This window comes from Roseibium sp., from assembly GCF_050301095.1.
Classification (GTDB): Bacteria; Pseudomonadota; Alphaproteobacteria; order Rhizobiales; family Stappiaceae; genus Roseibium.
Window position 1 is genome coordinate 1 of sequence record NZ_JBNKYW010000104.1, and the last position, 3,346, is coordinate 3,346.

General features: G+C 57.3%; 3 protein-coding genes. 2 read left to right on the forward strand and 1 reads right to left on the reverse strand.

Features of this window, described 5'->3' with window-relative positions:
- Window positions 1-928: ShlB/FhaC/HecB family hemolysin secretion/activation protein (locus ACQY7U_RS09105; RefSeq protein ID WP_428643682.1), on the forward strand; the 928-nt coding region annotated here is incomplete at its 5' end.
- Window positions 929-1,277: 349 nt separating this feature from the next.
- Complete coding sequence (locus ACQY7U_RS09110; RefSeq protein WP_428643687.1) at window positions 1,278-3,002, forward strand: aconitase X; 1,725 nt, start codon at window positions 1,278-1,280, stop codon at window positions 3,000-3,002.
- A 101-nt stretch (window positions 3,003-3,103) separates the two neighbouring features.
- On the opposite strand, the gene ACQY7U_RS09115 is transcribed toward ACQY7U_RS09110, so the two are convergent.
- On the reverse strand, window positions 3,104-3,346 hold a 243-nt coding region (locus ACQY7U_RS09115), incomplete at its 5' end, for a LysM peptidoglycan-binding domain-containing protein (RefSeq protein WP_428643684.1).

A 3,346-nucleotide genomic window follows, 5' to 3' on the forward strand; every position in this document is an offset into this window, starting at 1 on the left:
TGCCTTCGAGGCCACCAAACTGACCGCGGTCACCGTGCCCAACAGTCCGCAGGAATTGATCCTGGCCAGCATCAGTCAACAGGTTCCAATCGGATACGACGGCTTTCTTGTCGGCTACAAGATTGCCGGAACGATTGCCCAACCGGAAGGTGAGGTAAAAAACCTGGGGCTGAAGTCGTCTTCTCTCGAGGGCAGGATCTATGCGTCCTATCCATTTCTGCGAACTCTCGATCACAGCATCACCGGAACGATCGCTTTTAACTCCCAGAACGCCAAGCTTGAAAGCCATGGCAACCAGTTGACCGAAGACTCCTATCGCTGGCTTTCTATTGCCGCGGACATGGAAAACGATCTCGGGTTCGCCGATCTCAGCATCGGGCTGGAATTCCGTCAGGGGCTCGATATCCTCGCTGCGACCGGTCAGGGCGCCCCGCTGGCCTCACAGTCTGGCGCAAGACCGGATTTTCAACTGGTACAATTGGCTGCGGACCTTGATGTCAAACTGTCCGAGAACAACAGCCTGCTGCTTCGAACCTTCGGTCAATATGCCTTTCAGGACCTCCCGCCGATCGAGCAGATCTCCTTCGGCGGTGATCCTTTTGGCAGGGCTTTCGACAGTTCGGTTGCCTCCGGGGACAGTGGTCTGATCGGATCCCTACAGTTGTCCCGTAACCTGAATTTCGGTCAGGACTACGTCAGGCAGGCTTCGGCCTTCGGATTCGTCGACTACGGGCTCCTTTACAAGAGGAACGCTGCCAATGACGATGGAACAACGACGCTTGGGTCTGCCGGCATCGGACTGAAGGCTGTGCTTCCCGGTGGCTTTGCAAGCAGCTTCGTCATCGCTGTGCCCATCGAAATCGACGAGGACGCAGGCATCGACGACACCGGCGCACGCCTGGGCTTTTCGGTCAGGAAACGCTTCTGACAACACTCCACTGTCCTTGCCGGTGACCGGCAATGCCTGAAGGAGACTTGTCTGCATCCGGCCTGGTCCGCACAATTTTGATATCAGATTAGCATCTCGAAATAATTGCATATTGTATCCAATATACAATACATCTATTCTGCGACTGGCCGCATTCCCATGTAACGCTGTTCGGCAGCCGGGTTTTACCCCGGCATCAAGAACGTGGGGAAAGCGCCTCGATGTTCAATCGACGGCATGCGGTTGGCGCAGACGTTTCGAAAACCGGACTATCGGCTGCTTGAAAGCCCCGTTTGTCCTGGACGGGAAGCAAACAGAGATCACCGATCAGAGCACATCAGGGGGCACTTTGAACAACGCATTTGGCAAGGCATACGGGAAGAGCCGCATCATTAACGACGGGAACGCTGCGGGAGACATCCTGCAATGCGCCGAGGGTCTCAGCTTCTGGGGTGGGGTGGATCCGGAAACCGGGCGAATTATTGACGTTCATCATCCGAACCATGGGCAATTGGTTTCCGGGAAAATCCTGATGATGCCGACGTCCCGCGGTTCCTGCAGCGGCAGTGGTGTTTTACTGCAATTGTCATTGAACGCCCTGGCGCCGGCGGCCCTGGTGTTTTGCGAACATGAGGAGATCCTGACGTTGGGGGCTCTGGTCTCGGACCGCATCTTCGGTCGTCCGTTACCGACCATTGTGCTTCCGAAGACAGAGTACGAACGCCTGGCGCGCTGCAATTCCGCGACGCTTTCACAAGGCCGACTGTCCGCCGATGATTTCACGCTCGAATTGGACCGGGTGGAACCAGGTCAGTTATGCCTTACGGAAAAGGACAAGAGCGTTCTGAGCGGTAAGGCAGGAACGGCAAACAAGATGGCGATGGAAATCATCTGTCTGATGGCCGCAGTGAACGGTGCGGTCGAGCTTACCGACGTCACCAAGGGGCACATTGACGGATGTATCCTTGCTCATTCGGCCAACCTGATATTTGCTGAAAAACTTGCGGACCTCGGCGCCCGTGTATCCATCCCGACAACTATAAACGCAATTTCCGTCGACCGGGAAAACTGGCAGTCACAGAATGTTCCACAAGATTTCGGCAAACGCGCGAGCCGTCTGGCCGACGCCTATGTGAAGATGGGTGTGCGGCCGGTGTTCACTTGCGCTCCCTATCTACTCGATGATGCTCCCGAACTTGGGGAGACGATAGGGTGGTCCGAATCCAATGCGGTGATATTTGCCAATAGCGTGCTTGGAGCACGCTCACCGAAACATCCCGATTATTTGGATCTCTTCATTGCAATGACGGGCCGCGCGCCGGAAGCCGGCGTTTACACGGAAGCGGGGCGTGTTCCCCGAACCATTGTCGAGGTGGAACTTCCGCTTGATAAACATGACGACCTGCTCTGGCCGTTGCTGGGCTGGCTCGCGGGGCGGTGTTCTCCGAACAACATACCGGTGCTGAGGGGCCTTGAAGGAACCAATCCGGCGACGGATGACCTGAAGGCGCTCTGCGCCGCTTTCGGCACGACATCAGGTGCTCCGATGCTGCATGTGGCCGGCCTTACACCGGAGGCGTATCTTCCTCCGTCTCCGGACGCGGAGCGGCATGTCATTCGCCGGTCCGATCTTGTCGCGGCCTGGAAGGAGTTGAACCGGGGCGACTGCAAGATCGATCTCGTTGCGATCGGCAGCCCCCATGCGTCACTGTCGGAAATCCGCCAGATCGTTGAGCTACTTGCAGGCAGGCGCTGCAACACATCCACACAGATGATCATCACTGCCGGACGGGACACCCTGCTGGCGGCGACCGGTGAGGGGTTGACCGAAAAACTGGCGGCAGCCGGCGTTCGCTTACTGCCCGATCTGTGCTGGTGCTCGATAACCGAACCTATATTCCCGCGGCACGCCAAGGGCTTGATGACGAACTCCGGCAAGTATGCGCATTACGCCCATGGGATCTCCGGCCGCCATGCCCGTCTGGCAGGCATCAGGGATTGCGTCGAAGCGGCAGTGACGGGCACGGCGAAGGCTCAGGTTCCAGGCTGGATATCCGACAGGGCAGCGGAATAGCCGAAGCTATTCCGTCAAATGCAGGCGCTCTGACTTGAAGACGGAGCGCCTGCATTCGGTTTTCGCCCGGGGGTAGGGTTCCGGCCCGGAAAAAGCCGCGATCAAGGAGCAGGAATACGCAAGACCTGACCGGGACAAATCTTGTCCGGGTCGGAAAGCATTGGCCTGTTCGCTTCGAAGATCGCTTGATACCTGGCGCCATTGCCATAGGCCTTTTCAGAAATCTTCCAGAGCGTATCGCCTTTGACGACTGTGTGAAAATTCGCCTCCGGTTCGCTTGAGGCAACGGAAATGTCTTCCTCGACCTTCGCGACACCCAGAACGTTTCCGGCTGCCAGAATCAA